Genomic DNA, 22,203 nt, shown 5'->3' with positions numbered 1-22,203 from the left:
TGAACGCTGAACATTTGAACCAGTTGATTGACATCTGAGACGATAATATCTGAAACAATTATCTTGAATGAATTTCGCCCCAATTGGCTTCGTAAACTAAAATGGCGGAGAGAGAGGGATTCGAACCCTCGGTGCCGCTTTTGACAGCACACACGATTTCCAGTCGTGCTCCTTCAGCCAGCTCGGACATCTCTCCGCATTTTAACAAGTTATTGGTTACTGGTTATTGGTTATTGGGAACGAAACCGTATATTCTATTTTTTAGGCTAACGAAAAACCAATAACCATTAACAAATAACGAAGCTGGCGGAAGGGGTGAGATTCGAACTCACGGAGGGCCACAAGACCCTCAACGGCTTTCGAGGCCGCCGCCTTAAACCGCTCGGCCACCCTTCCGACCTGAAAAGGTTTATCAAAACATAAAAAGTACTGAATAACCTCTTTAAAACAGACTGTCAAGGCATGAACATAGCCTGCACTTCCTGGGTATATTCCCCGTTCGACTCGTAAAGAATCAAGGGCGCCTCAAGTCGGGTGCCGGGTTGAGCACCTTTGGTCCCGGCAACCAAAATAAGCTTTGCTTCAGCCGATAACTCTCCATGAATCAACCGCATCGACTTTGGCTCAATCCCTTGTGACCGCATTTGCACCAACAACTCGGTTGTGCGATCTGCTGTATAGATGGTCACAAAACGACCTGCGGTCCGCAGGATGCGTTTGACTGTTTGCAGTACGACATCCAGGTTAACTTTTAATTCGTGTCGCGCAATGGCGCGCTGCCGATTTGGATTTAACCGACCGGCGTTCGGTTTATGGTAGGGCGGATTACAGACCACCAGGTCCACCGGCCCGCCCAGCATGTCTGGTTTTAATTCCCGCATATCATTGCATAGAATTGTAATTCGATTTTGCAGCTGGTTGGCGTTGACATTCGAAACGGCCATGCGGGCCAACTCTGGCTGAATTTCAACGCCAAAAGCGGTAATATCCGGGTGACGATACGCTAAAATCAGAGGAACAATACCACAACCGGTTCCCAGATCGAGGACACGCTCATCTGCACGCGGCCTGGCATGAGAAGCGAGCAAAATAGCGTCAATCGAAAATCGATACCCCCGGGGGTCTTGCTCTATGAGCAGTTTGCCGTTAAAAAACGTATCTTCGGTTAGCTTGGGCATCGTCTTAACTAAGGTAAATTCGATCGGGTTTCGGGTTTACTGGCCGCTGGTTTCTCGCTGCTGGCTGCTCGCCAGAAGCCAGCCTGCGACAAGCCCTTCGGCCCGAGCTCGTGGCCAAGGGCAACAGAGTCGTGATCAGCAGCCAGGAGCCATCTTGGCATCTTCTGTTCTTTGAGCCCTGAAACCAACATCACCTGAACAAATGTCTGTTTTGATTTATTTTATAGGTCCGATTTTGAATTTGATGTCCACCAGTAGTGGTTGTTCCAGTGCTGCATTGAGGGCGGCGATGATGTCCTTTTTCAAGAATTGTAGCTGGTGGACCCAGGTCGAGTTGTTGACATGCACAATCAGAAGGTCGCCTTTAAAAGCTGCCGGACGGGCATTTTGGGCAATCGCTTCCCCCACCGCCGCATCCCACAGCCGCCAAACTGCCTTAAGCCCGGAATCAGCTTCGCTGCGGTAGGCACTTAAGACATTTTCAAGGATATTTGCGATATGAACAGGATCAGTTCGCTTATCTTTGTCGTTCATCGTGGCCAAACTATAGCAAAATTTTGACCATTGTTGAACCCCAAACAAAGCCGCAATACGGATTAGCCGGTTGCCCTATCGACCGACCCCTTCCGGATCAATGATTGCCGAGTGCCATTAAATTCCACATTTGTTGAGTAAAGTACAAAATTTATCTTCGCAGCAGCTGTACTCTTCTGATTGCTTTTTGCTTGACTTGATTGACCGGGTAACTTATTTTATCTAAGAATTTTTAGAATTTGCAACCGTTTCCTTGCCAGAGAAGAAATCACAAACCGGCATAAGGTCGCAGTCACCTAAAACTGTTTTTCGATACAAGTTATAGTGAGTGCTGTCTTATGCCAGACAAATTTAGCAAAGGAACAATCATATGAGTTGGGATTGGGAAAAACTAAAACAGCAGCAACAGGGCCGAGGCGGCGTGCCGCCGCAGATGGATGAATTTGTTGAAAAGATCAAAAAAGTCAAATTCCCGGGCGGCCCTCTGGTGATCATCGTCATTATCATTGCCGCCCTGGCCATAACGTCGGTTTATACTGTCAAGCAAAACGAAGTTGGTGTGGTGCAGCTATTTGGTCGCTATACGCGCACCACTCAGCCGGGCCTTAATTTTAAGCTGCCGCTTGGAATCGAAAAGGTCACCAAAGTCAACGTGCGCGAGATCCAAACAGAAGAATTCGGTTTTACCACCACCGCCCCGCAAGTGCGGCCCTCTCGATTTAGGACGGGTACTGAAAATACAGGTGAAGCGCTGATGCTTACCGGGGATCTAAATGTGGCCATTGTGCCCTGGATTGTTCAATTCCGTGTAAAAAATCCGTTTGACTTTTTGTTCAAGGTTCGAGATGTCCGCCGTATATTGCGCGACATGTCCGAGGCTACTATGCGGCTGGTGGTAGGTGATCGCAGTGTTAGTGAGGTTATCAGCAAACGGGACGAAATTGCGGTTGAGGCCAAAGGGTTGTTGCAAGCTGAGTTGGACCAAGCCCAAACCGGCATCCATATAGTGACCATCGAAATGAAAAAAACCAATGTCCCCCCGCCAGTGCAGCCGTCATTTAATGAGGTTAACCAGGCTGTACAGGAAAAAGAACAAATGATCTATCAGGCCAGAGAAGACTACAATAAGGCCATCCCGGCCGCTCGCGGTGAAGCCGAAAGAACAATCAAGGCTGCTGAAGGCTATGCCTTGAACCGTGTGAACCGCGCCAAGGGAAATGCCGCCCGATTTGTTGCGCTGTACAATGAGTACGTCAACGCCAAAGACATTACCAAGCGACGGCTGTATCTGGAGACGATCCAACAAACATTTCCAAACCTTGGCAAAAAGTATATCGTCGATTCTGATCAAAAAAATCTGTTGCCGCTACTCAACATGGGGCAATCGTTTAACGTCGGACAGCAAAGCAGTGGTGAAAAATGAAAAACAAAAGTATATTTCTGATTCCTGTGGCTATCATTGGCTTGATCATTTATGGCGCCGCTTATACGGTCGATGAAACCGAACAAGTGGTTGTCACTCAATTCGGCCGCATTGTGGGTGAGCCCAAAACAGATCCGGGTCTAAAATTTAAGCTTCCGTTTATTCAGACCGCCAATTATTTCAATAAAAACTTGCTGGAGTGGGATGGCGATCCAGGCCAGATTCCGACCTTGGATAAAACCTTTATCTGGGTGGACACCTTTGCCCGCTGGAAAATAGTGGACCCGATCAAATTCTTTCAGACCGTCAACAACCGCTTTAACGCCGTCGGCAAACTCAATGACATTATCGACCCGGCCGTTCGGAATTTTGTTACCTCTCATCAACTAATAGAGGCTGTGCGCAGTTCCAACCGCGAGTTGGATACCGGGGATGTTGGCTTCGATGATTCCGTGCGTAGAACTCGGGTTTATTTTCAAATCGAAGTGGGGCGCCAAGAAATCACTCAGGGCATCTTAAAACAGGCCCAGCCGAAATTGACACCTTTTGGCATTGAGCTGGTGGATGTTAAAATTAAGCGTATCAACTATGTGGAGGAGGTCAGAAAATCGGTCTATGGGCGTATGATTGCTGAGCGAAACCAGATTGCTGAAAAGTTCCGATCTGAGGGTAAGGGTGAGGCTCAAAAAATTCTGGGTGAAAAAGAAAGGGATTTACAGGAAATAGAATCCGAGGCTTTTAAAACAGCCCAGGAAATTAAGGGCGATGCCGATGCTGAAGCAACGATCATTTACGCGGAAGCATACGGCAAGGATCCTGAGTTCTACTCTTTTGTTCAAACGCTTGAAATATACCGCGAAACCCTGGGGCAAAATAGTTCACTGATCCTTTCAACTGATTCTGAATTCTTAAAATACCTGAAAGGATTTTAAGCACAAGCGCATAAAAAAGCACCGCCTTGCAAAGCGCGGTGCTTTGTGGTTGATAAAGAAGATCAAGAAACGACGCTGGATGCGTTACTTGCCTTTTCGTCTTTGGTGACGCGTCTTGGCCAGCAGCTTGCGATGTTTGTGCTTTCTCATTTTCTTTCTGCGTTTTTTGACGACACTACCCAATGGTCTACCTCCCTCTTAAGGTTTGATTCGGTGTTGCAATCATAAATGAGTTACATAACATACCCAATTGTCGGCTGTCTACATTTTTTTGGAATTGGAAAATAAAAACGGCTTATGCTATAGTGGTGTACCAGGCGATATGGATAGCAGCATTATTATAACCAGCATTGGTATCGGGGCGGCGTTATTTATCGGCCTGATTATTTTTTGGTTTTTTCATACGTTTATCAAAAAAAGATTGAGTGCCGATCAATCGACGCAGATCGTTAACAGCGCTGAAATAAAGCGCGCCAGGGAAAAGCGCCAGCACCCGAGGCTGGAAATATCCTGGTCGGCTGCATTGGAAATCGGCCAAAGCTCCATTAAAGTCCGTTTGAAAGATATCAGCCTCGGGGGGGCATTTATTATCTGCCAGGAGCCGATATCTTTAAATCAAAAACTTCGGCTTTACATAGACGTTCCGCATCAGGAGACCTTTGCGCTCAATGCAGAAGTTGTATGGTCGAATATGAATGTGCCGCAAGATAAAGTCATCCATCGGGGAATGGGCATCAAGTTTGTCCAAAACACCGCTGCCGCACGCAATCGTTTAGAAGAAGCCATCGCCTACCAACAAATACAAGGTGATACGGACGCCGGCTAACAACGATGATCACCCCGCTGATAGCACTCATACCGGCGCACCTAAGATAAAATGCGTGACATATGTGTCTGGCCGCGACGATCCAGCGAATGCTAACCCATGCGACCAAAATATAACCGACATGCATCATCTGAAAACATTTTCCTCAGCGGAGATTGCCGTCGTTAACAATGTTGTGTCGATGTCAGAGGAGCTTGTCAGCAATCACTTCAAGATGTCTGCAAGTGAATGGCTGCGCCCCAAATATGATGTCAAAACATTGGTGGATCTTGCGCCCGAAGAAATAGTTGACGGCCCATTTGCTCAAATTGTCCGCTATGAAGGCCAGCGCAAGGATACGGCTTTGGGGTCCGGTGTATTTGATTATTTTAAGATATGCCTGCAAGATCACGCGATTAAATCCGTACTGGACAAGACACCGTCCATTACGCTTTATCCCTTTTGTTTGTACATTATTACCCATGAATTAATCCACATTGTGCGGTTTAGTAAATTTTTGCAAAATTTTGATGCATCGCCGACCGAAAAGCTGGATGAAGAAAAACGTGTGCATGCAAATACCCATCAAATCTTAAATCAGGTGCAGGTGACGGGTTTGATGCCAGTTCTTGAATTTTACCGCAAATGGCGCCAACCGATAGAAGGTATGCACAAGCGCTAATCAAACTTTGCTGTGAACGCACGCTTTGTTTAAATCCGGTTGTTCCGCCGGAGCCGCCAAAAGCCCTATTGACATGCAGCAGGTTCGTTCAATATAATAAAACGTTAGATCAATAACACGATTGTGGAGGTTGCAGGAAGATGCCAATTTACGAATATGAATGTGCGAAGTGTTCAAAAGTAGAGGAAATTTTTCAGAAATTTTCAGACAAGCCGCTGACAAAATGTCAGCATTGCGGTGGCAAACTGCACAAGCTGATTTCCCAGAGCAGTTTTCATCTCAAGGGCACCGGCTGGTACGTCACCGATTATGCGAAAAAATCAAAAACCAACAGCTCAGCTGCCAAAAAATCGAATAAAGAAAAAAGATCGCAGACCGCGCAATCATCCTCATCAAGCAAGGAATCCAAGGCATCCCGTGAAAACTCGGCCACCTGAACCACATTAATTTAGCTTACCATCAGCATGTGAACATCCATCAAAAAAATATAAAAAAATTAAGGCCCGCCCTCTTTACAAACACGAAAGGGTGATTATTATGTCAAGAAATCCAGCGTAACTGACTGTGAATCCAACAGAATAACACCCTTTCTTGAAAATTAAAAACCGCATCTTAGCTTAGAAAAAGACCAGCTGGAAGGGAGGTGACGTTTCTACCCGGAACAGATAAGGGGAATTACGTTATAAGGTTTAAAAGTTTTAGCACCTGGAATTATAGATAAATGCTATTTGACAAGGAGATTCAAGATTATGAAACTGAGACCATTGCAAGACCGAATTTTAGTTCAACGTGTGCGAGAAGAGGAAACGACCAAGGGAGGAATCATCATCCCCGATACCGCCAAGGAAAAACCGGCTGAAGGCAAAGTGGTGGCTGTGGGAAACGGCAAGCTTGATGAAAAAGGTAAACGCATTGCCCTTGAAGTCAAGAAGGGTGATCGAATTCTATTTGGTAAATATTCCGGCACAGAAGTTAAAATTGAAGGCGAGGAATATCTAATCATGCGCGAAGATGACGTGCTTGGCGTTATCGGCTAACGAATAATTTTGAGTATTACGATGGAGGTTAAATAAAGATGACTGCAAAACTGATTAAGTATGACATGAAAGCCCGCGAACTCATGCTCAACGGCGTAAGAACCCTGTCAGACGCCGTGGTTGTCACGTTGGGCCCCAAAGGCCGCAACGTGGTTCTGGATAAATCCTGGGGATCCCCGACAGTCACCAAAGACGGTGTGACCGTGGCCAAAGAAATTGAACTTGAAGACAAGTTTGAAAACATGGGCGCTCAGATGGTTAAGGAAGTGGCCAGTAAAACCAGTGATATGGCCGGTGATGGGACAACAACGGCCACCGTTCTGGCACGTTCAATTTATGAGGAAGGCCAAAAGCTCGTTGCGGCCGGCAACAACCCGATGTCGATCAAAAGAGGCGTTGATGCAGCAGTGGAAACGGCGGTCAAGGAGCTTCAAAAACTGAGCAAAACCACCAAGGACCAACGCGAAATTGCCCAGGTCGGAACCATCTCGGCCAATAATGATGAAACCATCGGCAACATTATCGCCGAAGCCATGAACAAAGTCGGCAAAGAGGGTGTTATTACGGTGGAAGAGGCCAAGAGCATGGAAACGACGTTGGAAGTCGTTGAAGGCATGCAATTTGACCGGGGCTATTTATCACCCTATTTTGTGACCGATCCGGAAAAAATGGTTACCTCATTAGAAGATCCCTACATTTTGATCAATGAGAAAAAGATCAGCAACATGAAAGATCTGTTGCCCATCCTGGAGCAGGTTGCCAAAATGGGCAAACCGCTCATGATAATTGCTGAAGATGTCGATGGTGAAGCCCTGGCAACGCTGGTGGTCAACAAATTGCGCGGAACCCTTCAAGTAGCCGCTGTGAAAGCCCCCGGATTTGGTGATCGGCGCAAAGCCATGCTCGAAGATATCGCAATTTTGACCGGCGGCCAGGTGGTATCGGAAGATTTGGGTATTAAACTGGAAAATTTGGCGGTTTCAGATCTGGGTAATGCCAAAAGAATCACTATTGATAAAGACAATACCACGATTGTTGACGGCGCCGGTTCCCGTTCGGCACTCGAGGGTCGCGTCAAACAAATTAGGGCCCAAATTGATGAGACCACTTCGGATTACGATCGTGAAAAATTGCAAGAGCGCCTGGCCAAGCTCATCGGTGGTGTTGCGGTCATTAATGTTGGCGCTGCCACCGAAACGGAAATGAAAGAGAAAAAAGCCCGGGTTGAAGACGCATTGAACGCCACTCGCGCCGCGGTTGAGGAAGGTATCGTTCCCGGCGGTGGTGTTGCATTGGCTCGCTGTCTGGAAGCATTGTCAAAGATGAAAATTAAAGCGGATCAAAAACTGGGTGTAAAAGTGATCATGCGCGCCGTTGAAGAACCGCTGCGCCAAATCGCCAACAATGCCGGCCTGGAAGGCTCAGTGGTCATCGACAAGGTCAAAGGCGGTAAAGGATCTTTTGGCTACAATGCCGACACGGACACCTATGAAGATCTGATGAAGGCCGGTGTGATTGATCCCACCAAAGTGGTGCGTCTGGCCCTGCAAAATGCCGCTAGTGTGGCATCTTTGATGCTGACCACCCAGGCAATGGTGGCTGAAAAACCGGAAGAAAAACCCGAGCCCATGCCCGGCGGCGGCGGTGGAATGGGCGGTATGGGTGGAATGGGCGGCATGGGCGGAATGATGTAACCGACGATTTGCCGATTTAAGTCCCATCAACAAAAAAATGAAAGCTCTCACGGCAGGCATCTGTGCTGTGAGAGCTTTTTTGTTGCGCGGACGCCATCGCCAGGGTCAAAAAAATTTGACGAATTGGCCATAATCAGGTAATCTTATTATAAATAAGTTACCTTTTACTGAGACCCTAAAACTAAAAACCCCGTGGAGTGTCTGATGAATTTTAAAATACCCTCAAGAATCAAAATGTGGCTCTCGATCTTCCTTTTTGTGTTCCTTCTCATGCCATTTGCGCTTGTAGCAGCCGATGGGCAAAATGTGGTCAATCATGAAACCGGTTTTTATTACACCGTCCAAAAAGGGGATACCTTATGGGATCTAAGCCGTAAATTTTCCGATTCTGCTTGGCTGTGGCCGGAAATGTGGCGTGAAAACGATCAGATCGCCAACCCGCACCGCATCTTTCCCGGCGAGCGCATCCGGTTGTATCGACGCACCGGGTCTCAGGCCACCGGCAAACCGGGAACCGGCAAAAAACCGCCGGTGCCACCCCCCACCCTGGAGGATCTCATCCACTATAACTACACCGCCGTGGATCGCGTGGGTTTTGTGCGTCGGGAACCCATCACTTCCCACGGTGCCATATTTAAGGTGCTGGAATCTAAAGAGATGATTAACTCTGAGGATGTTGTCTATATCCGGCCGGAGGGTAATGGCCGCCTGGTGCCCGGCCAGCGTTTCACTGTTTTTCGCACATTGCCGCCGCTCAGGGACATACACACTGGCGCATACATTGGCATCCAGCACGTATTGACCGGAGTGGTGGAAATTAATCAGGTTCAACCCGCCTATGCCATTGCGTCGGTCATTGAGTCCTATCGTCCGATCCACCTTGAAGATCAGCTGATGCCCTACTTTCGGCGCTTGCCGGACGTGGTGATCAAATCAAGCCCCAAAGATCTGGAGGGCAAAGTTGTGCGGGCCGAGGATCACAATCGGCTCATCGGCGACCACATGATCGTCTTTATCGATAAAGGCAAAAAAGATGGGGTTCAACGCGGACAATTCTATAATGTCTACTACCGGGTAGCAGAACGAATTCACCCAAAAAGCAGAGCGCGCACACTGCTGCTGCCGGTGGAATTTGCCGAGTTGCTGGTCCTTCATACCGAAGATACAACCGCCACGGTGATCGTTACCAGTGCGGACAGAGAGTTTGAGCCGGGCTCAAAAATACGTTCTCCGTCCGAATAGCTGAAAATAGACATCCCAACCCACCTCAGGTGGCCAAGAATGCATATTCTAAGCCATTACCGGCTGGAGTCTTCGCCTATCACACCGGTGCCGTTTGACGGCAACCGGTGCACAGTCTTCAGCAACATCATTGTCCGCCTTTCGTTGCTCACGCAAAAAAAACGTCTTTCAGCTTGCGCTGAAAGACGTTTGCAATCTTCAGGTGCCTAACGCTTATTTAAACACGGTTGGATATTAGCGGAGTTCCATCCAGTAAGCGATACCGGTTTTGGCTGTTTTTTCAGCAATTTCCACGATACCACCACTGGATGAACTTAAATATTTCTTTTCGGTTGTTTCATTCAGTTGAACAATGGCCGGCGGCTGTAAAAGTCCCGTCAGTTTTTTGCCGGATGGCGGGATTTTGACCTTTTTGCCATCGATGTCGACTTCGACCAAATCGTCTTCACCCACAATACCATCTTCATGCAGATCAAACTGAATGGCGCCAATGGTTCCACCCGTAAAGGCGTCGAGCTCCATAAACATCGAATCGCCCCCCGATTTGCAGTCACCTTGTGAAGGGATAAAACCAATGGCAATTAGAATGCCGTCCCGCAGGATAACATCACTGACGATCCGTTCGCCTGTATTCACGTCTAAGTCTAGATACCAGCCCACATCATTGACCTGGCTGTCTGAGGGATTTGGGAACTGGCCATCGCCGTTTGGATCGGCTTTGGTGCGCCAAAGCGGTTTTTCTGCTGACAGAATTCGAACCGTAATTTTCGCGCCCTCTGAATCGACCTCGACATCGGCTGCGGTTTGCTTCAACAGCTTAACCTTTTCCGAAAGGAAGGGATTGGACAGTTTTCTCACACCCGGGTCTGTACTGCGGCTTTCAAATTCTCCCACAAACTCGGTGTTGTCGTCCGGACTCCAGCTATCCGGCGCCTGAAAGAACGTGTCCCCGTAATCCCATATACCGTAAAGCGTCTGAACTTGTGTTCGCGCCATATCACTGCTGGCCAGCATTTTCCCGGTGCCAAAGCAAACCATCAATCCGTGTTTTTCCGGGTGAAACATGACATCCGGCCGGGTGGTGATGGGCTGGGGCTTGCCGTCCGGATCGGTAGCGCCAAAAAGCGCTGCCGGTTGACCGCCGTTTCGAAAGGCCACATCCCATTTTTGGGCATCATCGCTGAGCAGGTCAAACTTCCACAGGTTGCCCTTTAGATCGCCGGCATAAATAAAATCCACCACGTCATCAAAATCAATGTCCACGGCGATGGGGCTGGACAGTCCATTGTCCGGGCCCGTTTCGGTTATAATCTTGGTGATTACGGAACCGTTAACAGCATTCAGGACGAATAAAACCGAGTCTCCATTTTCACTGTTGTAGCCGTTGCCAAAGATGACGATCCAGGGATGGGCCTTGCTGTATGATTTCACGATAACCGGTTTGCTGAAGGAATACCCCATATCGTTTTGATGGTCCTCAGACGAATTTTTATTTGGAAATTCCCAAAGGACATCACTCTTTGTCATGGCTAGCGGTTGGGTCACATCCAGGGCAAAATATCCCTTGCCGCCGGCGCCCAAGCCGCTCACCAGAAGGGTTTGCTCTCCGCCGCTGGTCAGCAGCTTTTCACCTTTTTGCACGGTCGGCGTCGCGTCTACATAAAATTTGTGGTCATAGTCAGAATCGGCGAGGTCCTTGAGATCATCAAATACCAGATAGGGCACATAGGCAAACAGCTCGGTGCCGTCCTTGGCCTTATGGGCGTGCAGCATACCGTCATTGGCACCAAAATAAACCACATCATCAATAAACACCGGCGATGAATGCACAATGTCGCCCAGCATATTGACACGGTTGCCGCCGCTGTCGGGATCCTTACCGCTTAAGAAATCAACAGTGTTTTCAGCGTCTGCACCCAGCTTAGCCTTCTGATCATCGGTCAAGTCATCAAAATCAAATTGCTGACCAAATGTTTCACCGTCAAACGTAAATATCTTGCGTGTTTGCCAGGGGGTGCTTTGGAGTTTTGCCGCCGCCGACCATTCGATCGGATCTTCGATAACCTCACCGGTGGTTTGATTGACCCGGTAGGCTTTGACATCTCCAAACCACAGGTAATCGATATAGCTGTAGCTGCTCTGGAATATAAAAAGGTCCGGTCCGATTTTGCCAAACAGCCGATCCCCGTTGACCGACACCGAGGCAATTGAAGTGGGCTGGCGGCTTTTGATGTCTTTAATGATCTGCTGCAGCCCTTCAACCAATTTCTCGGGATCGCCGGCATTAACGAACACACCGCGACCATTGACGGTGGCATGCCACAAGTCATCAATTGACTGCGCCTGCCGGGGGGCAGTTACCTCCGGCCAGACCACATAATCACCATATTCGCGGGGCGGGTCCTTTTTGGTGACATATTTCATGTAATTCGGGTTGGTGCGATCATCTTCATAATCTTTGTGATTGAGGGTACCCGACACCCCGAAAGCCACCGCAAATGTGACCATGTGCTGATGGGCAGCCTGATCCCATTTATTGGTCGGTACCAGATTTTCCAGTCCCGGACGAAGATCTTCGGCGTAAAAATACATGGCAATATCCGCTAAAGAATCCTTATATTTATCCTCATAGGGCTCACTGCCGCCACCCCAATTCCCATAGGGATCTGCTTTACTGCCATCTGTATTGCCTTTAAAGATATGGCTTTCGTCGCTGTAATAGCCATCGGTAACAACGAGGGTAAAGGCTTGCTGACAGGCACCTCCCACTGACGGATAGGGGAGATCCCCTTTAACGCCTTCCAAAGTACCATCATTGGCCTGGTAATATTCACCCACTTTTTCAAGCCCCTGTTTGAGCGGGGTACCCCCTCTGGATGTGTAGGCATACAGATTTTCCAACAGGGTGTCGGTATCATCATTAAATTCACCGCCGATTACCGCTCTGACCGGCTTTAAGGGAACAACGACTTTATTGTTAATCCCCAGTATGCCCATACGCACATCGGTCAAGTCCGGGTTTGTCATGACCCGGGCGATAGCGGCCTTGGCCACAAATTCGCGCCGACGGTGATAGGTAAACCAATTGGCAAAATTCTGGCGATCTGAATTATAATCACGGTAGATATCTTCCGGGGGATCCGACACAAGCGTCAGGGTTTGTATCTTGTCAAGGGGCTCTATGCCGCCATCGGTGGTGAAAGTATAATATAGATTCTCTTCGTTGTCTGCATCCATGATTATCAGATAAACGCGGCCATCTATTGATTTGACAAAATAGTGGGCCCAGGGGATGGTGACTCCGTCAACATTAAAAGCCTTTTTATCCAGGTCGAGGGTTTTGGTTTGCAGGGGATGAACCAGTGGCTTTTCAGTATCCGCCGGCACGAAGGATTTTCCGCTGTAGTCGGGCCAGGGATTATAGATGGTATAGGGATTGTAGTAAACCACATTGTATTCATGCCACTGCGAGCGCCAGTATTTGCGGCCTTCTTCACCCAGATATCGCCATTCATCGTTATAGTTGACACCATCCTTCATATCATCAAAAACATAGCAATATCCCTGTGTGGAGGTACTGTTCGGGTTGGGAAACTGCCCATCATACATATCCTTAACCAGGATCTCATAGGTCATGCTGCCCGAGTCATCCTGTACGATCATGAGGTTGGTAGGAGGTGGATTGACTTTGGTAAACAAGGGCTCGTCGGCCAGATCAATGTCACCGTAGGTCGGCAAAGCACCCCATAGCAGGAGGGCTATTATAAAACCGCAAAAGCCAATCATCCGAGGACGCCATAAGCTTCGACATCTTATGTTTTTCGAATCCATATTCAGACCGTCTTTAGTGAACATGGGTCTCTCCTGGATCGCTGCTGTTAAAACGCTTTACGATACCCGATTTTAATCGTTGTCACGCCCTGTTTTTCGGTGTGGCCATAGATGGCAAAGCCATGTATCTTTGGCTGGCCCATTCCCAGGGAGAAACCGGGCGGCGTTCCTTCGTAACCGGCCACAAATCGGGTCTGGCCGGTGGCGTCAAATGCCGTGTTTTGGGCTTCAACATCCCAATGATCCATAAAATTATCATCATCGATGACCTTAAGCCCAGGTACGACAAAGCCCAATTCACGGGGGCTGGTGTCGTTTTGAATTCGATCAACAGCTTCCATGGCGGCACCTTCTGCCAGATACAGGTTACGCTGGTAGATCGCATCGTTGCGCGCCACCTGGACTTCTGTGTTAGCCGTATTGGTGGCCGCAATGCTGATAATCGTCAGCAAGGCCAACAACATGAGTGTCGATACAATCAGGAAGTAGCCCCGCTCATTTTTTAATAGCCTCGACTTTTTAGACATACATAACCATCCTTAGAACTGCTAAATAGGATTAAAGGCCGATATTGCGACATCTAACCCGCGTTTTATAGGTTCGACTGACCATTCCGCTATGACCGGCGGGTTGCTGTACGGTCATTGAAATTTCCACTGTTCGGATGGCATCGACCGCGGTGGTCACAGTGCCGTTGCCATCATAATAGGTGAACCTCAAATCTGAGACATTATCTTCGGTTAAATCCTCCCACTTGCCGCTGGCACTGCGGTATTTTTCGAGCGCACCGGCGTTGATGCGATAGGCCACCAGCTCGTTTTCAATATTGTCATCCGCTTCGGCGCATTGCGCCGGGTCATCGTCGATACAATGATCGATACGGCCGTCCATGTCCGCATCCATTGTAAAGGCAAAATTGTTGGCATCTGTGGATGCAATTTTGCCATCGTGCGTATCGTGAAAACCGCTGGTCTTATCGAAATTATCGACAATGCCGGTGGTAGCGCTGCCGATGGGATTAAAACCGGCCATTCGGATTTCCTGTATCATCAGCTCAACACCGGCGCGGGCAACCTGTTGGACGTCGGCGGCGACATTTTGGGTCGTATAGGAGCGCCCCATGGTCGTAAACAGGCTGACCACGGCAAACAATATCACTGACGCCATGGCAAGCCCCACCAACATATCCACCAGGGTAAAACCCTTCTGACCACCGGTATTGTTAATCTTGAATGTCTTGGCGATCCGTAGCATCATGTCCCATTTCCCTTGGTGATCGTGCTCAAAACAACACTGCGATCCCGGCCACGCCGGGTCCAGTTGACAGTTACGGTAATTTCTCTGGAGGTGTCGAAACCCAGCAGGTCCTGAACCGTCCAGGTGCGCGTATAAATGCCACCCGGATTGCCGTTGCCGTCCAAGGGGCCATCGCTGAAAGTGGTCTGCGCAGCAGGCAGAGTGGTAATGTCGGGGGTGTTTTTCAGCTGCTCTAACCGTTCTCTGGCCAACATATTCGCCTGGGTTAACAAATTTCCGCTCGTGTTGTTGCGGGTGACCGACAGCACAAGGGTGGCGATGGCCAAAAAGCCAACGGCAAAGATGGCAATGGCAATCAGGGCCTCAACCAACATATAGCCTTTTGCATGTTTAAGGCCGATGGTTTTTACATCCCATGGCTTCATTTTGGCTCCAGTATCATTTAATTCGAATTCGTCCCAAAGGGCTGACGACAATCGTTTTCTGCTCACCTTTTTTGTTGACCAGCACAGCGCTGCCCGCCTGAGGCAGTCCCCGATCGTTAAACTCGGTCTGGTCGCCCATCGCTGCAAAATTGGTGTTGTCCAGGTCGACCCTCACCCCTCCGGGCAGTTTGCGGTTGCGCAGCATTTTCAGATTGCCGTCTCTATCGTTGTAGGTCACCTGATAATGCGTCGCCAAGAAAGTGACCGTTACCGGCGTGCGCTCCCGCACGGCTTTGGCTTTGGACAGTTCCAAATCACCTTTCAGGTTACCGGCGGCGCCCCTTAAACTGGCGTTGCTGCGCCAGCTGATAAAATTGGGCGCCACGATCACCGACACCACCGCAACGATGGCCAGTACCACCAGAAGTTCTAAAAGTGAGAAACCGTCCGTTTTATGTTTGGTTTTTATACGCTGCATAATATTAAAAACCGGACCACCTATACACCCAAGGCAACCCGGCCGTCCGCCGGCGGCGGACCCGCGGCTTTCCGTCTCCCGATTACGCGGGATTTGGCTTTATCACGGGTTTATAGAAAAAGCCTTCAAAGGAACATAACGGCTCCCCGAAGGCTTCAATTTATGGATTTTGCAACATCGCTTTCATCATCAGTTGAGCGATACAATTTCCATTATCAACCATACATCACGCTTCTGGGAAAACCATTAACGCAAATCCACTAAAGTGTCAATGAAAAGTCAGACAAAACCCCATATAACTAATAAGAATTAATAGATAAATTTAACTCGATCTTCAACAGATGATTGGCGTTAGAATCGCTGAAGTGCATTTTGCACCGCAGGATCCGATCAATCACAATAATCGTCAACCATCATCCCAGGTAAACGCCGATAAAACGGCCATGTTATAAGCTCGCAAGAAATGTACCAAAGCGATTTCATTTAAAATATATTTAAATTTCATATGGTTATAAAATTATATAAAATATTGCCACTGTAAAACCGGTGAAAATGGGTAATTTTGGTGTCAAAAATACTTCATATTTGGGTAATTCACGTATGATTTCTGTTTTTCTGCGCAAATGCGTTTTGGTGTATTCGATACTAATTTGCTAAACAGTGTGTGATGCTGTATGTCAGGTCGCCTCGTCCGGGCCTGGCGGGTTTCTGTAGCCGCTAAGCACCTTTGGCGATAAGGGGGCACAGGTGGCGGGCACGAGTTTGCAATCTAAGGTATTGGATTGTTAAGGCATTGCTGTTGATATTTCCTTAAAGCAGCGTAACCTAATCATTACCTGAAGGGTATTGCAAGTCTAGATTTCGGATATATATTATATGAAACAAAATGTAGGGGCTTTCCAAGTATTAACGGTTCGCCCGTACGCAACTCATTAAATGTCAAACCATATGGTTTTTGTAAAAAGGAGGACATCATGAAAACATCACCTCTTCATTATATGATAATGTCACTTTTAATTATTTTCGCTTTTATGGCCACAATGAGCTTTACCAACCTGGCCCAGGCCGGTGAATACACCATGGGCACCAATCTGAGCAGTATGTCTGAGCTGACAGGGAAATTTTCAAAGATGTTAAGCAGCGGTAAGGTAGATGCCAAAACCCAAGAAAAAATGGGTGAAATTTTGTCCCAGATGAGTCAAGTGCTAAGCGAAATGGCCGGGCCCACCGGTACAGCGATGACCAGCGATCATAACCAGAAAATAGAGTCCATGAAAAAGAATTTTGATCCGTTTGATACGTCCGACAAGATGTAATCTGTGATCCCTGAACGCCCTCCTGCAGGAACCGCCAAATGAATGCGGGTCCTCGGGAGGGCGTTCGCATTGGATGGCCTGCAATTGCGCTTTGCAGCAGGAATGTTAGTTGTTTTTGATTTCCAGCCGCCGTTTGATGCGTTTATAGCGCCGGCTTTCTTTGCTGATTTTACGCACCACCGGTATCTGGCGTTCCGGCGCACGGATACGCTGCACCAACGACGCCACCACCCCGCCATCGATATGCTTGAAGCCTTTAACCAAGACCCATTGCCCTTCCCGCAATGAGCCGAAATCAATGGGTTTACCATCAGCACCCGTCAGTTCGGTCGTTAACTGCTGGTCCCCAAGATGCCAATCAACGATGTATATGGTTTGCTCGGCTGCCACCAATTGCGCCTTGCTGCCATCTAAATCCATAATGCGCGCACGGGCCTGAAAGGGGTCGCAATCGTCAAAACTAAAATTGTTGAATCGATTGGAATCTGCGGTGGCATAAATGGGCCATATAAGGATACCGATGCAGATCATCAGTAACCACCGGATGGCGTTTAAGCGTTTGCTCTTTTGTAGATTCATTGGGTTCACCCTTTCTAAAAAATTTGATGCCAGTAATAGCGGTACATATCCGGTGTTACGATGGTGGGCATGCTGACAATACCGCCTTCAACACCGATAAATATGCGGGCGCCGCCTTCCAGAATGGCAATCACCGGTGCCGATGGAATTGCGGTGCCAATGGCAATCACGCGATCTTTTTTACCCAAATCAACGGTATTACCGTCGCCATCGTATTCAACCACAGCGCTAAAGTCACTGACCGAAGCGCCTGTTTTGTAATCCACCGCATACAGGCGTGCAACACCTCTGACGGTGGAAGCCGCACAAGGGTCACCCCCGCCACCGCCGCCGGAATCCGGGGTGTAGGTTGTAAAATAGACCACCCCACCATATACTCTGGGAGACGCCACCACTTTTTCACCCAGATTTTCCAGACGGATAAACCAGCCGTTTCCGTTCTCAAGACTTGTTTTGACCGCCTGCTGCTCAGCTTCGGTGCCCAGTTGGATCAGGTCATCGGTCACGTCTATCAGATCATTTTCATCCATGGTGACACCACCCGACCAATCGTTTTGGACGGCGTAAAAACGATTCGCCACACCGGTATCATCCGGATCCGATCGGTCGCCAGTGCCAAAAAAGATATACTCGCCATAGTCCTCGCCCACCACATCAGGGGCATACAGAATCTTGCGCTGAATACCATCCGCCGCAGAGGCGGAAAACAGTTTCTGAGAACTCCAGACACCGTTTGCAACCGATCTTGTTTTGCTGCCGCCGCAAAATGACATCACTTCATCGTCTTTAAAAGCAAAGATATTGCCCCCTAAATCGCCGGTGTAAATGCGGCTGACAATACCGTCACCGTCATGGTCAATGCCAGAGACGTCCACGATGGAATGCGTCATCCCCAGACTGGTATGATCAATGGCGTTAAAATTCAATCCGCTGACCAACTGACCATCGGCTACGCGCACCGCAAAAAGCGCCCGACCGACCGCATCGGTTGCACCGGGGGTGTCCAGATCTTGGTTGTTGTCATAGCCGCCGGGGATTAAAAACACATCCTGCACATCGTTGGTGACCGTTACACTGCAGGTCGGGGGTATGCCGGTCTCGCTGGTGGTCACATCGGTCGCCACAGTGACCGTTTGCGGCCGGTTCCACGATTGGCCGAGCAGCTCGTAACTATCGGTGTCCGGGTTATTGGTAGGGTTGGGATCCAGTGCAGTGGCCCCGATGGAATACAACCAGGCCGGAGCGTCATGGGCGGTGATATCCAGGGCCACGTAATTGTGACCGCCACGGCGTTCGCCGACGATCATGATCTTCTGGCTGGAACCATAGTACACAGAGGGGGAACCATCGATGAAGTAGTCATGGTCATCATTATTGAGTAATTTCAGACGACCCAGCTGGCTGGGGGCAACAAATCCCCAAAGTTCACTGCCGTCATCATCATCAAAAGCATGTAGAACGCCATCGTTGGAGCCTGAAAAAATAATGGTTTTGGCATCATCGGTGGCCGGATTGCCGTCCGGATCCGGATAATGCACCACAGCCGGTTCAGAATGTATGATGTCACCGAGTCTGCCCTGATGAACCATATTGAACAAATCTGTTCTTTCGGTGCTGGTCGCTACCCCCAGGTCGCCGAGGGTGATATTCACATTGGCGTCCTCAAAGGCGTTGGCCGAGTGGGTCAAATCCGAAGCCAGACCCGTATAGGTATACAGATGGCGGGCCGCAGGGCTGTCAATCAGCAGATCGAGAACTTCAGCAGCACCGCCCTTTTCCACATCCGGACCGTCAGCGCCCAGTATGGTCCAATAAGAAAGGGTGTTGTTTTTGATCAAACCGTCGGATGTGCAGGCTTCCATGCCGGTGGCATCATACAAAATACCACTGCTGTCCAAACCGTAGCGCTTGATGTTGCCAATCCAGCGTCCGCTCTGCTGGGGCTTGAAGAATCCCAGGTAGATCTTGTCGCCGGCATAGGTCCGGTTCATGCGGCTGATGGGAACCACCGGGGCCACAAAGACTGCATTTTCTTCGGAGATGGCCGACAAAATCTGATCAAAGGCCATGGCCAGCTCCGAGATGTTATCGGCCGTAAAATACTCCCCGCCGCCATTGGCGGCCGTGTTTTGCAGCAAGGCATGTGAGGTTTTGAACCCGATGGTGTAAGTGACGATCTTTTGCTTGTCAAAAGTCGTCCCATCACCCAGGGTGGTATGACAGTCATTTTCATAAAGGTATTTGGCCACATCATCCATATAGTCAGAGCCGTCATCCTCGTAATCAGCCTCCGAGCCGCTGTGGTCGTTGTCGTAATCACCAATGACATCGCCGTTGATATACGGCGTGCCCGTCAGCCGGGAATCGATATCCTGGGTCGACTGACCGTCGGTCATGACGATAATGTAATTTTTCTGACATCTTTCCTGCATGGGGGACGTATAGGTGACACCGGTGTTGTACCAGCTGCTCATGCCCGCGAAATAAAGCCCGGCTTCGGCCAGGGTTTCTGCCAAGGGTGTCCAGCCATCGGCGTTAATATTGCCAATTTCGGTGATCAACGTGCTTTTGTCAGTGCCGCAAGGCGCCACCAGTTGGCCGCCCTGGTCCCAGTTGAATTTCATCAGACCGAAGCGCACCCCGGTGGTGTTGTTAACCAGATCGGTGATCACCTGCTGGGCGACTTCGATCCGGCTTTTGGTCTCCCCTATTCCGGATTCATCATAATTCATAAAATTGCCCATGCGCAAGCGTCGACGAGAACCACCGCAGGCATAACTGGATGAATAGATACGGCCGTAAGCATAGCCCTGTGCTAGCAGATCATCCTTTATCCAGGTACAATTCAGATCTGCCACATCGTCTGCAAAAACACGCCATTGAAAGGACCAGCTGCCCCAGCTCCAATAGCGTTCGTACACCGCATCCGTGCTGTAGGACCCCGCGTAAACGGTTGCCGGGTCATAAGGTGTGCCTGGCACATCTTCGGTGGACATACTGCCCGAAGAGTCAAAAACAATCAGGATGTTGGGCTCTAAATCCGGATTGGTGACCGTTCCATAGATCTCCGTATCGTCGGCCCAACCAGATATGGTCGAAATCACCATCAATATCATTGCAACCCAAACGGCTTTCTTCATGCCTGCTATCTCCCTGTCTTGAATTCCTTGCTGCCTGCGTTTCGATGATGTCGTCATCACCTTAAAATTTATTGAATACCTTCCAAGCACCCACTTGAACCTGGGTGTTGCCGTTGGCTGATGTCGCCGTTAAGCTGTAACGACGGATTTCAAAATACTTCAGACTGTATCCCGATCCGGGAGGCGGTGAACCGATATGCGGCTGCTGGGGGATGGTGTTGGCCGCATCGCTGAACGACGATATGGGCGTTGCACTGGGTTCGATGCAGCGCACCTCAACGGTGGCAATGGCATTTCCGCCTTGATCATTGGATGTGACGGCATTGCCGGCAATTGTCGGGTCAGCGGACAAAAAATCATTGGTCATCCAGGTGGTCGAGCCCGTGTTGTAATTTTCAATGGCATCGACCACCCCGGCCTCGGCATCGTAAAATTCTCGGATCATCTGGCCTTCGTTGCGGACGATAGTCACTTCCGTATTGGAGGTCCACACCGCCAGCACACCGGCCAGCAGCAAAATGGCTGAAATCAGAATGGCGGTCCCCAGCACAAAGCCGTCTTCATTGTGTATGGTGTTTTTCAGTGATCGCAGCAGTATCATTATTTTCTCTTTTCTTGGCTACAGATTACGGCATCTGACCCGCGTGCTATACGTCCGGCTGACCTGCCCCTTCGGACCGGAAGGCCGTTGGACGGTCAGTGAAATGACGACGGTTCGAATCTGATCGGTGGCTACTGGCAGCGGCAGGATATTGTCTTCTGAGTCCAAATAGGTAAAGGTCAGCGCAGTGACATTATCCATCAGGGTGGCGGTTACCGTACCGCCTCCCGGATCGCTGGTTTGCTGAAGTAAATTGCCGCTTAACGTATAACTGATATCTTCAAATGGATCATCCAGATCGCCGTCATAGTTCAGATCGGCTGTAAACTGAACGCTGCTCGTGTCGGTATTGGCCGCATTAAAACCGGCGTTGGCATCACCCAGAGGGTCTAATCCGGCCAGACGGATATCACGCGCCATCAAATCTATGCCAATGCGTGCTTTTTGCTGAACACCGGCTTTGACATTTTCATTGGTATAGGAACGGTTGACGTTCGCAAATGAGCGAAAGACCGTTCCAAACAGAATTGAAAGGATCGCAATGCACAGCAGTACTTCAATCAAGGTAAAACCGGCAATCCGGTCAGCGCTGGATTTTGTGCGAATAAGATCGGTGCTCATACGCCGCTCCCCATGGTATTGGTGCGCATCGTAACTTGCCGGGTGCTGCCAAATCTGGTCCAGGCCACCGTCACGCTGATGCGACGCGTCGAAGCCCCCAAGGGATCAATCCGCCAGGAGCGGTTATAAATGCCGCCCGGATTGCCGTCGGCATCAACCGGGGAAGGATCAACATAGTCCCCGACCGCCAGCGCCGTTGATTCGATATCCTGGCCTTTAAGCATTTCCAGTGTCGCTTTGGCCAGCATATTGGCCTGGGTGGAAGTGTTTCCGGTGGTGTTGTTGCGCACGGCCGAGTACTGCATAGAAGCGGCCGCCAGCATGCCCAGCGCCATGACACACATGGCGATGAGCAGTTCAATCAACGAAAATCCCCTATCGTTTTGGGCAACTTTATGAATCCTTCTGATTCTCATTGTGGTTTTCCT

The 22,203-nt window shown here is 49.3% G+C and carries 22 protein-coding genes, 2 tRNA genes and 1 riboswitch; of the genes, 9 read left to right on the top strand and 15 right to left on the bottom strand.

The genetic code is table 11. The features are described from left to right. Positions 1 to 102: 102 nt before the first annotated feature. The 4 genes from QNJ26_06205 to QNJ26_06190 form a co-directional block, all read right to left on the bottom strand. A tRNA-Ser gene (locus QNJ26_06205) sits at positions 103 to 196 on the bottom strand. Positions 197 to 304: 108 nt separating this feature from the next. After that, positions 305 to 396: transfer RNA gene (locus QNJ26_06200), tRNA-Ser, on the bottom strand. Between the two features lie 59 nt (positions 397 to 455). Then, on the bottom strand, positions 456 to 1,178 hold the full coding sequence (locus tag QNJ26_06195; protein MDJ0985117.1) for a tRNA1(Val) (adenine(37)-N6)-methyltransferase: 723 nt from the start codon (positions 1,176 to 1,178) through the stop codon (positions 456 to 458). 216 nt (positions 1,179 to 1,394) lie between these two features. Then, positions 1,395 to 1,712 (bottom strand): DUF721 domain-containing protein, encoded by a 318-nt coding sequence (locus QNJ26_06190; GenBank protein MDJ0985116.1) that lies wholly within the window; start codon positions 1,710 to 1,712, stop codon positions 1,395 to 1,397. 370 nt (positions 1,713 to 2,082) lie between these two features. Here QNJ26_06190 and hflK point away from each other — a divergent pair, with 370 nt between their 5' ends. Together hflK and hflC are read left to right on the top strand one after the other, a co-directional pair. Further along, entirely contained in the window at positions 2,083 to 3,135 is a 1,053-nt protein-coding gene (gene hflK / locus QNJ26_06185) for an FtsH protease activity modulator HflK (protein MDJ0985115.1), read from the top strand. Next, on the top strand, positions 3,132 to 4,067 hold the full coding sequence (hflC, locus tag QNJ26_06180) for a protease modulator HflC (GenBank protein ID MDJ0985114.1): 936 nt from the start codon (positions 3,132 to 3,134) through the stop codon (positions 4,065 to 4,067). Before hflK ends, hflC begins: the two co-directional genes overlap by 4 nt. An 84-nt stretch (positions 4,068 to 4,151) precedes the next feature. On the opposite strand, the gene QNJ26_06175 is transcribed toward hflC, so the two are convergent. After that, positions 4,152 to 4,250, bottom strand: coding sequence for an AURKAIP1/COX24 domain-containing protein (locus QNJ26_06175; GenBank protein ID MDJ0985113.1), 99 nt, complete (start codon positions 4,248 to 4,250; stop codon positions 4,152 to 4,154). Positions 4,251 to 4,389: 139 nt separating this feature from the next. Here QNJ26_06175 and QNJ26_06170 point away from each other — a divergent pair, with 139 nt between their 5' ends. From QNJ26_06170 to QNJ26_06145, 6 genes are all read left to right on the top strand, one after another. Next, positions 4,390 to 4,893, top strand: a complete 504-nt coding sequence (locus QNJ26_06170; protein ID MDJ0985112.1) for a PilZ domain-containing protein — start codon at positions 4,390 to 4,392, stop codon at positions 4,891 to 4,893. A gap of 214 nt (positions 4,894 to 5,107) precedes the next feature. Then, positions 5,108 to 5,554 carry a hypothetical protein gene (locus QNJ26_06165; GenBank protein ID MDJ0985111.1) on the top strand — a complete coding sequence of 149 codons (447 nt, stop codon included), beginning with the start codon at positions 5,108 to 5,110 and terminating at the stop codon, positions 5,552 to 5,554. 140 nt (positions 5,555 to 5,694) lie between these two features. Continuing rightward, positions 5,695 to 5,991, top strand: a complete 297-nt coding sequence (locus tag QNJ26_06160; protein MDJ0985110.1) for a zinc ribbon domain-containing protein — start codon at positions 5,695 to 5,697, stop codon at positions 5,989 to 5,991. Between the two features lie 312 nt (positions 5,992 to 6,303). Continuing rightward, positions 6,304 to 6,591, top strand: coding sequence for a co-chaperone GroES (gene groES / locus QNJ26_06155; protein ID MDJ0985109.1), 288 nt, complete (start codon positions 6,304 to 6,306; stop codon positions 6,589 to 6,591). A gap of 38 nt (positions 6,592 to 6,629) precedes the next feature. After that, complete coding sequence (gene groL, locus QNJ26_06150) at positions 6,630 to 8,285, top strand: chaperonin GroEL (GenBank protein ID MDJ0985108.1); 1,656 nt, start codon at positions 6,630 to 6,632, stop codon at positions 8,283 to 8,285. A gap of 204 nt (positions 8,286 to 8,489) precedes the next feature. After that, a complete protein-coding gene (locus tag QNJ26_06145; GenBank protein ID MDJ0985107.1) occupies positions 8,490 to 9,527 on the top strand; it encodes a LysM domain-containing protein in 1,038 nt (345 codons plus the stop codon). A gap of 234 nt (positions 9,528 to 9,761) precedes the next feature. Here the strand turns inward: QNJ26_06145 and QNJ26_06140 are convergent, their stop codons facing one another. From QNJ26_06140 to QNJ26_06120, 5 genes are read right to left on the bottom strand one after another with little or no spacing between them, the layout of a single operon-like run. After that, complete coding sequence (locus tag QNJ26_06140) at positions 9,762 to 13,382, bottom strand: PilC/PilY family type IV pilus protein (protein ID MDJ0985106.1); 3,621 nt, start codon at positions 13,380 to 13,382, stop codon at positions 9,762 to 9,764. Between the two features lie 23 nt (positions 13,383 to 13,405). Continuing rightward, complete coding sequence (locus QNJ26_06135) at positions 13,406 to 13,885, bottom strand: pilus assembly PilX N-terminal domain-containing protein (GenBank protein ID MDJ0985105.1); 480 nt, start codon at positions 13,883 to 13,885, stop codon at positions 13,406 to 13,408. Between the two features lie 31 nt (positions 13,886 to 13,916). After that, positions 13,917 to 14,615, bottom strand: a complete 699-nt coding sequence (locus tag QNJ26_06130) for a hypothetical protein (protein ID MDJ0985104.1) — start codon at positions 14,613 to 14,615, stop codon at positions 13,917 to 13,919. Continuing rightward, entirely contained in the window at positions 14,612 to 15,040 is a 429-nt protein-coding gene (locus QNJ26_06125) for a hypothetical protein (protein MDJ0985103.1), read from the bottom strand. The genes QNJ26_06130 and QNJ26_06125 overlap by 4 nt, the downstream gene beginning before the upstream one ends. A gap of 13 nt (positions 15,041 to 15,053) precedes the next feature. After that, the gene (locus tag QNJ26_06120; GenBank protein MDJ0985102.1) at positions 15,054 to 15,518 is read right to left on the bottom strand and encodes a GspH/FimT family protein; all 465 of its coding nucleotides are present in this window, start codon (positions 15,516 to 15,518) and stop codon (positions 15,054 to 15,056) included. A gap of 29 nt (positions 15,519 to 15,547) precedes the next feature. Next, positions 15,548 to 15,626: riboswitch (cyclic di-GMP riboswitch) on the bottom strand. 866 nt (positions 15,627 to 16,492) lie between these two features. Here QNJ26_06120 and QNJ26_06115 point away from each other — a divergent pair. Beyond that, a complete protein-coding gene (locus QNJ26_06115) occupies positions 16,493 to 16,834 on the top strand; it encodes a hypothetical protein (GenBank protein ID MDJ0985101.1) in 342 nt (113 codons plus the stop codon). A 105-nt stretch (positions 16,835 to 16,939) separates the two neighbouring features. On the opposite strand, the gene QNJ26_06110 is transcribed toward QNJ26_06115, so the two are convergent. From QNJ26_06110 to QNJ26_06090, 5 genes are all read right to left on the bottom strand, one after another. Beyond that, complete coding sequence (locus QNJ26_06110; GenBank protein MDJ0985100.1) at positions 16,940 to 17,413, bottom strand: hypothetical protein; 474 nt, start codon at positions 17,411 to 17,413, stop codon at positions 16,940 to 16,942. 14 nt (positions 17,414 to 17,427) lie between these two features. Then, on the bottom strand, positions 17,428 to 20,553 hold the full coding sequence (locus tag QNJ26_06105; protein ID MDJ0985099.1) for a PilC/PilY family type IV pilus protein: 3,126 nt from the start codon (positions 20,551 to 20,553) through the stop codon (positions 17,428 to 17,430). A gap of 61 nt (positions 20,554 to 20,614) precedes the next feature. Next, entirely contained in the window at positions 20,615 to 21,154 is a 540-nt protein-coding gene (locus QNJ26_06100) for a hypothetical protein (GenBank protein MDJ0985098.1), read from the bottom strand. 18 nt (positions 21,155 to 21,172) lie between these two features. Further along, entirely contained in the window at positions 21,173 to 21,775 is a 603-nt protein-coding gene (locus tag QNJ26_06095; GenBank protein MDJ0985097.1) for a prepilin-type N-terminal cleavage/methylation domain-containing protein, read from the bottom strand. After that, positions 21,772 to 22,191, bottom strand: coding sequence for a prepilin-type N-terminal cleavage/methylation domain-containing protein (locus QNJ26_06090; protein ID MDJ0985096.1), 420 nt, complete (start codon positions 22,189 to 22,191; stop codon positions 21,772 to 21,774). The genes QNJ26_06095 and QNJ26_06090 overlap by 4 nt, the downstream gene beginning before the upstream one ends. Between the last annotated feature and the right edge of the window lie 12 nt (positions 22,192 to 22,203).

The organism is Desulfobacterales bacterium, assembly GCA_030066985.1.
Taxonomy (GTDB): domain Bacteria; phylum Desulfobacterota; class Desulfobacteria; order Desulfobacterales; family JAHEIW01; genus JAHEIW01.
Note: the sequence above shows the minus strand (reverse complement) of the source record. Positions and strands in the feature narration are given on the sequence as shown.

Excerpts from the sequence above, each read along its gene's own strand:
- QNJ26_06195 (MDJ0985117.1), bottom strand. The coding sequence starts at position 1,178 with ATGCCCAAGCTAACCGAAGATACGTTTTTTAACGGCAAACTGCTCATA.
- QNJ26_06190 (MDJ0985116.1), bottom strand. The coding sequence starts at position 1,712 with ATGAACGACAAAGATAAGCGAACTGATCCTGTTCATATCGCAAATATC.
- hflK (MDJ0985115.1), top strand. The coding sequence starts at position 2,083 with ATGAGTTGGGATTGGGAAAAACTAAAACAGCAGCAACAGGGCCGAGGC.
- hflC (MDJ0985114.1), top strand. The coding sequence starts at position 3,132 with ATGAAAAACAAAAGTATATTTCTGATTCCTGTGGCTATCATTGGCTTG.
- QNJ26_06170 (MDJ0985112.1), top strand. The coding sequence starts at position 4,390 with ATGGATAGCAGCATTATTATAACCAGCATTGGTATCGGGGCGGCGTTA.
- QNJ26_06165 (MDJ0985111.1), top strand. The coding sequence starts at position 5,108 with ATGTCTGCAAGTGAATGGCTGCGCCCCAAATATGATGTCAAAACATTG.
- QNJ26_06160 (MDJ0985110.1), top strand. The coding sequence starts at position 5,695 with ATGCCAATTTACGAATATGAATGTGCGAAGTGTTCAAAAGTAGAGGAA.
- groES (MDJ0985109.1), top strand. The coding sequence starts at position 6,304 with ATGAAACTGAGACCATTGCAAGACCGAATTTTAGTTCAACGTGTGCGA.
- groL (MDJ0985108.1), top strand. The coding sequence starts at position 6,630 with ATGACTGCAAAACTGATTAAGTATGACATGAAAGCCCGCGAACTCATG.
- QNJ26_06145 (MDJ0985107.1), top strand. The coding sequence starts at position 8,490 with ATGAATTTTAAAATACCCTCAAGAATCAAAATGTGGCTCTCGATCTTC.
- QNJ26_06140 (MDJ0985106.1), bottom strand. The coding sequence starts at position 13,382 with ATGTTCACTAAAGACGGTCTGAATATGGATTCGAAAAACATAAGATGT.
- QNJ26_06135 (MDJ0985105.1), bottom strand. The coding sequence starts at position 13,885 with ATGTCTAAAAAGTCGAGGCTATTAAAAAATGAGCGGGGCTACTTCCTG.
- QNJ26_06130 (MDJ0985104.1), bottom strand. The coding sequence starts at position 14,615 with ATGATGCTACGGATCGCCAAGACATTCAAGATTAACAATACCGGTGGT.
- QNJ26_06125 (MDJ0985103.1), bottom strand. The coding sequence starts at position 15,040 with ATGAAGCCATGGGATGTAAAAACCATCGGCCTTAAACATGCAAAAGGC.
- QNJ26_06120 (MDJ0985102.1), bottom strand. The coding sequence starts at position 15,518 with ATGCAGCGTATAAAAACCAAACATAAAACGGACGGTTTCTCACTTTTA.
- QNJ26_06115 (MDJ0985101.1), top strand. The coding sequence starts at position 16,493 with ATGAAAACATCACCTCTTCATTATATGATAATGTCACTTTTAATTATT.
- QNJ26_06110 (MDJ0985100.1), bottom strand. The coding sequence starts at position 17,413 with ATGAATCTACAAAAGAGCAAACGCTTAAACGCCATCCGGTGGTTACTG.
- QNJ26_06105 (MDJ0985099.1), bottom strand. The coding sequence starts at position 20,553 with ATGAAGAAAGCCGTTTGGGTTGCAATGATATTGATGGTGATTTCGACC.
- QNJ26_06100 (MDJ0985098.1), bottom strand. The coding sequence starts at position 21,154 with ATGATACTGCTGCGATCACTGAAAAACACCATACACAATGAAGACGGC.
- QNJ26_06095 (MDJ0985097.1), bottom strand. The coding sequence starts at position 21,775 with ATGAGCACCGATCTTATTCGCACAAAATCCAGCGCTGACCGGATTGCC.
- QNJ26_06090 (MDJ0985096.1), bottom strand. The coding sequence starts at position 22,191 with ATGAGAATCAGAAGGATTCATAAAGTTGCCCAAAACGATAGGGGATTT.